Source organism: Rhodococcus sp. HNM0569, from assembly GCF_012726205.1.
Taxonomy (GTDB): Bacteria; Actinomycetota; Actinomycetes; order Mycobacteriales; family Mycobacteriaceae; genus Rhodococcus_F.
On record NZ_JAASAE010000031.1, the window covers coordinates 1 to 4,972 of the forward strand.

The 4,972-nt window shown below is 68.8% G+C and carries 6 protein-coding genes; 3 read left to right on the top strand and 3 right to left on the bottom strand.

The window, feature by feature from the left end; translation table 11 throughout:
* On the top strand, positions 1-349 hold a 349-nt coding region (locus HCA44_RS20615; protein ID WP_169651204.1), incomplete at its 5' end, for an ANTAR domain-containing protein.
* 10 nt (positions 350-359) lie between these two features.
* Here the strand turns inward: HCA44_RS20615 and HCA44_RS20620 are convergent.
* Positions 360-1,610 carry a glycosyltransferase gene (locus HCA44_RS20620; RefSeq protein ID WP_240945700.1) on the bottom strand — a complete coding sequence of 417 codons (1,251 nt, stop codon included), beginning with the start codon at positions 1,608-1,610 and terminating at the stop codon, positions 360-362.
* Between the two features lie 195 nt (positions 1,611-1,805).
* On the opposite strand from HCA44_RS20620, the gene HCA44_RS20625 reads away from it, so the two are divergent.
* Positions 1,806-2,582 carry a fructosamine kinase family protein gene (locus HCA44_RS20625; RefSeq protein WP_169651205.1) on the top strand — a complete coding sequence of 259 codons (777 nt, stop codon included), beginning with the start codon at positions 1,806-1,808 and terminating at the stop codon, positions 2,580-2,582.
* A 23-nt stretch (positions 2,583-2,605) separates the two neighbouring features.
* On the opposite strand, the gene HCA44_RS20630 is transcribed toward HCA44_RS20625, so the two are convergent.
* Complete coding sequence (locus tag HCA44_RS20630; protein ID WP_346764832.1) at positions 2,606-2,971, bottom strand: DUF4873 domain-containing protein; 366 nt, start codon at positions 2,969-2,971, stop codon at positions 2,606-2,608.
* 51 nt (positions 2,972-3,022) lie between these two features.
* On the bottom strand, positions 3,023-3,736 hold the full coding sequence (locus tag HCA44_RS20635; RefSeq protein ID WP_346764833.1) for a TetR/AcrR family transcriptional regulator: 714 nt from the start codon (positions 3,734-3,736) through the stop codon (positions 3,023-3,025).
* Between the two features lie 163 nt (positions 3,737-3,899).
* On the opposite strand from HCA44_RS20635, the gene HCA44_RS20640 reads away from it, so the two are divergent.
* Positions 3,900-4,972, top strand: a 1,073-nt coding sequence (locus HCA44_RS20640; protein WP_346764834.1) for a DUF445 family protein, incomplete at its 3' end; no start/stop codon positions are given.

Genomic DNA, 4,972 nt, shown 5'->3' on the forward strand with positions numbered 1-4,972 from the left:
CGATCTCGACGGCACCTCCGGTGCTCTCATCCTCTACAGCACCCGTGTCGACGCGTTCGACGAGGTGGACGCCGCGCTGCTCGATTTGTACGTCACTGCCGCGTCGCGCGCCGTGCGCGACTGGAGCCGCTACCGCCGAACCCGCGAACACGTCGAGCAGTTGCGCACCGCGCTCGCGTCCCGCGCCGTCATCGATCAGGCGAAGGGCATCGTGATGGCACTGCGCGGAGTCGACGCCGAGGAGGCGTTCGCACTGCTCGTGGCGCAGTCGCAACAGCAGAACGTGAAATTGCGCGACATCGCGGAAGGCGTCGTCGACACCGCGGTCGATGCAGCGCACCCGCGGTGAGCGCGTCCGGTCACTCCGCCATCGCGTGCCGCAACTGCTGTTTCGGCGGCGCCGACACACAGCGGGAGTAGGCCTTGACGGCGTCCTCCGCGATGCGGTCCCACGAGTAGCGCGTCGTAGCCCGCTTACGCGCGGCGACGCTGTAGTCGGCGAGCGTCTCCTCGTCGCCGAGGAGAGTGCGCACCGCGTCGGCGAGCTTGCGGGCGTTGCGTGGCGGCACGAGTCGGCCGGTCACTCCGTCGGCAACGGTTTCCCGCAGTGCTCCGACCGCGGCCGCGACCACGGGAGTTCCGCACGCGTGCGCTTCGAGCGCCAGAGTGGCGGTCGGCTCGAACCACGGCGTACACACCACGGCATCGGCCGAGCGCAGCAGCGCAGGCATGTCGGTATGCGGAACGCGCTCGACGAAACGGACTCGCCCGGTGACGCGGTAGCGCTTCGCGGCGGACTTCAATCGCGCGAGGTTCTTGTCGTCCGGTGCGGCACCCGCGATCACGAGTTCGGCGTCGGGCAGCCATTTCATCGCCTCGATCGCGGTCTCGAACCCTCGGCTCGGGACGATCGTGCCCGCCGCGACCAACCGGTGCTGCGCGTCCTTCGACGCGAGCGCGCCGTCCAGTTCACGCGGTCCGTCCGGTGCGAAGCGGGTGACGTCGACGCCTGCGGGCACGATCGACGTCCGGGTGCGTGGCAGTCCCTGGTGGGACAGCTCGAACACCTCGTCCGTGCACGTCGCGAGCACCCGCGTCGCTCCGCGCGCGATCAACTGTTCGAGGCGGATGCGATCGTTCGCCGCGCGATCCGGACGAGCGAAACGGCGTTCCATCGCGCCGAGCGTGTGGAACGTCTGTACCGACGGGATTCCGAGCAGTTTCGTCGCGAGCTGTGTCGCGATGCCCGACATCCAGTAGTGCGCGTGCACCAGATCCGGGCGGTCCAGTTCCCACATGTTCTCGAGGAATCCACCGAACTCGCCCATGAGCGGCAACGCCTCGCCCGGGGGAATCGGCTCGGGCGGCCCGACGGGCACGTTCACGACGTCGTAGCCGTCGGCCGTGGTCTGCCGCTCCGGCGCGTCGTCGCGATCGCGGCGCGTGAAGACGGTAACGTCGTGCCCTGCACGAGCGAGTGCCGCCGACAGTTCCGCGACATGCGTGCTGCGCGACCACAACGGCCCGAGTCCCTCTCGGGCCAGCGGATTCGCCTGTTCGGCGACCATCGATATCCGCAGCGGTCGTGATTCGGTGGGGGCAGTGCGCATGTGTTCACCTCGTCGGTGTGTGGAAGAAGACGCCTCCGCGTGCTCGGGAGTCGGCGTACGGAAGAGTGGGTTGTAGAACCGCGGGCTCGCCCGAATAGATGCCCCGGTAGGCGCGTCGTCAAACCTCCAGGCGCTGCGCGTGCGCCTGTGCACGGACCGCCGCGAGGGTCGTCGTACTCGGCTATCGTCGGACCGATGGCCGGTCCGAATGCCGTCTTCCACAAGTCCCGCGCGGACGCTCCGCGCGGGTTCTTCGAGGCCGAAGCCGCCGGCCTTCGTTGGCTCGCCGCCGGCGGCGCGCGCGTCGCCGACGTCCTCGACGTCGGGCCCGGCTTCATCGATCTCGCGCGGGTGCCGGTCTCACGTGCGCTCCCCGAGGCGGCCACCGCATTCGGTGCGACCCTTGCGCGCGTGCACGACAGCGGCGCGCCCGAGTTCGGTTCGCCGCCGCACGGACACACCGGGCCGCTCTACATCGGCGAGCGCGAGATGGGCTCCGGCACCGATTCCCGCTGGGGGCGCTTCTACGTGCGCGAGCGGGTTCGCCCGTTCGTTCCGCTCGCCGTCGAGCGCGGCAATCTCACGTCCGTCGAGGCCGACCTCGTCGAGCGCGCGTGCGCCGCCGTCGACGACGGCCCGCTCGACGCGACCGCTGGCGTGCCCGCACGGATCCACGGCGACCTGTGGAACGGCAACGTGTTGTGGACCGACGAGGGTGTCGTGCTGATCGACCCCGCTGCGCACGGCGGCCATCGCGAAACCGATCTCGCGATGCTCGGGCTGTTCGGCTGCCCGTATCTCGACCGGGTCGTCGCCGGCTACCAGGACGTGCACCCGCTCGCCGACGGGTGGCGCGACCGGGTCCCGGTCCATCAGTTGCACCCGCTCGCGGTGCACGCCGTCGGGCACGGGCGGGCGTACGGAGCGGCGCTGGCCGACGCCGCGCAACAGACGCTGGCTCTGCTGCGCTGAGTTCGCACCGGAACCTGCCCCGGTCAGATCCAGGCGAACGGTGGCGCGCTGATGCCTTCGACCATGTGGCTGCCCCACAGGTCGATCGCGATGACTCGGGCGGTCGCGGTGCCTTCCGGCGTGGTGACCGTCAGTTCGGTGCCGATGTCGACGGGCGTGCCCGCGAGCTTCTCGCCGAGCGAGCGGACCCGGCCGTGCCACAGGTAACGGCCGCTGATCGGCTCGAAGTTGCCTGCGAACTCGACCTTGACGGTGACCGGGGAAACTGCCCCGCCCTCGCTCGGGACGACCGTGACCTCGGCGTCGCCACGGTAGCCCTCGGGTTCGTCGTGATGGCCGGCCTCGTGCGCGTCGGGGGCGTGCGGGTCGATGTCGTGCGGTTCGTTCACACCGACCATGATTACGTGTTACCGGAAGTTACACAAGAGTGCCCGGCGGGATCAGTCGGTTTCGGACGTGCGCAGCGTGTGATCGAGGGCCTTGAAACGCGTCGGCGAACCGTTGGCCTCCATGATTCCCTGGATGCTGCCCCAGATCATCATCGTGAGGTAGCTGATCAGGTCCTCCGACGTCATCGACGGGTTCGAGATCCACCAGTGCGTCCCGAGTCGCACCGCGCCGACGATGCCGTACGCCCACGGCACCGCGCCGCCCGAATCCATCTCGAACTCGCGCAGCTTCTCGCCCAGAACCGTTGCGAGGACCTCCGCGATCATCCGCTCGGAATCGGCGATGACGCTCGTGTCCGCGCCCTGGCCGTTCGCCATGATGTACAGGTAGATCTCGGGATCGGCCGCGACGGTCTCGACGTACGCGGTGACCGACGCCTGGGTCAGCTCGTACTCGCTCATGTCGCTGTGCACCGCGGCGTACACGCGCGGCGCGAGAACGGATTGGACGAACCGGCGCATCGTCGCGTTCACGAGGTCGCTCTTGTCGGTGAAGTACCGGTACAGCACCGTCTTCGACACGCCGATCTCGGCAGCGATCTCGTCCATCCCGACATCGCGACCGCGCACACGGATGGCGGCGATCGTGCCGTCGACCAGCTCTTCGCGGCGCGCGATCTTGTGCTCGTGCCAGCGCCGCTTGCGGCCGTCGGTCTTGACGGGTTTGGTCTTCGGCGGCTCGGCGGGTGACACGGATTCGCTCACTTCTGTCGACTCCTGCACTGCTGTCGTCTCGTCCTGCGACACCGGTCTCGTTCACATCCATTCGTTCTGTTCGTCGGTCACAGCCTAATGCGCGGCGCATGTCGACCCGGGTGGCGTGTCCGCACACGCGGGCCGAACGCGTTGCGGGGGCAGAATGGGTCACGTGCCCGACCTGACACTCGCTACCTTCGACGACGCCGCGAAGCGACGCGATCTGCGTCGCATGAAGACCGTCGCGACCGGATTCCTCGTCTTCGCCACGATCGTCTACCTGTTCTCGCGCTGGCAGGAGACCCGCGGCGCGGGCGAATGGGTCGGCTACGTGCGGGCCGCGTCCGAGGCGGGCATGGTCGGTGCGCTCGCCGACTGGTTCGCAGTCACCGCGCTGTTCCGCCATCCGCTCGGGTTGCCGATCCCGCACACCGCGATCATCAAACGCAAGAAGGACCAGCTCGGCGCGAGCCTCGGCAACTTCGTCGGCAGCAATTTCCTGTCCGCCGACGTCGTCGCCGCCAAGGTCGACAGCGCGCGGGTGCCGCTGCGGCTGGGCACGTGGCTCGCCGAGCCGCGCAATGCCGAACGTGTCGCTGCCGAGGCGTCGACGATCATGCGCGGCGTGGTCGGTGTGCTGCGGGACGAGGACGTGCAGCAGATCATCGACCACACGATCGTGCGCAGGCTCGCCGAGCCGGAGTGGGGCCCGCCGCTGGGGCGTGTGCTCGGCGAACTGCTCCGGGAGAACCGTCAGCTGCCGGTGATCGATCTGCTCGCCGAACGCGCGCACCAGTGGGCACTCGGCAGTCAGGACACGATCGACCGGGTGATCTCGCGCGATTCACCGTCGTGGTCGCCCAAGTTCGTCGACTCGCTGCTGGGCGAGAAGATCCACAAGGAACTCGTCGAGTTCACGTGGAAGGTGCGTTCGAACCCCGACCACGAAGTGCGGCAGGCAGCGAACCGGTTCCTGATCGAGTTCGCCGACGACCTCCAGAACGACCCGACGACCATCGCGAAGGCCGAGAAGATCAAGGCCGAGATCATGGGCCGCGAAGAGGTCACCAATCTCGCCGCGTCCACGTGGGCCGTCGCGAAGCGGCTCATCCTCGAGTCCGCCGACGACCCGAACAGCACGCTGCGCACCAAGATCGCCGAGAACGTCGCCGCCCTCGGTGCGCGCGTACGTGACGACGACGCGCTGCGCACCAAGATCGACGGGTGGCTCCGGTCGGGCGTGCG

What these genes read in the sequence shown, in the direction of transcription:
- HCA44_RS20625 (WP_169651205.1), top strand. Translation starts at nt 1,806, where the DNA reads ATGGCCGGTCCGAATGCCGTCTTCCACAAGTCCCGCGCGGACGCTCCG.
- HCA44_RS20620 (WP_240945700.1), bottom strand. Translation starts at nt 1,610, where the DNA reads ATGCGCACTGCCCCCACCGAATCACGACCGCTGCGGATATCGATGGTC.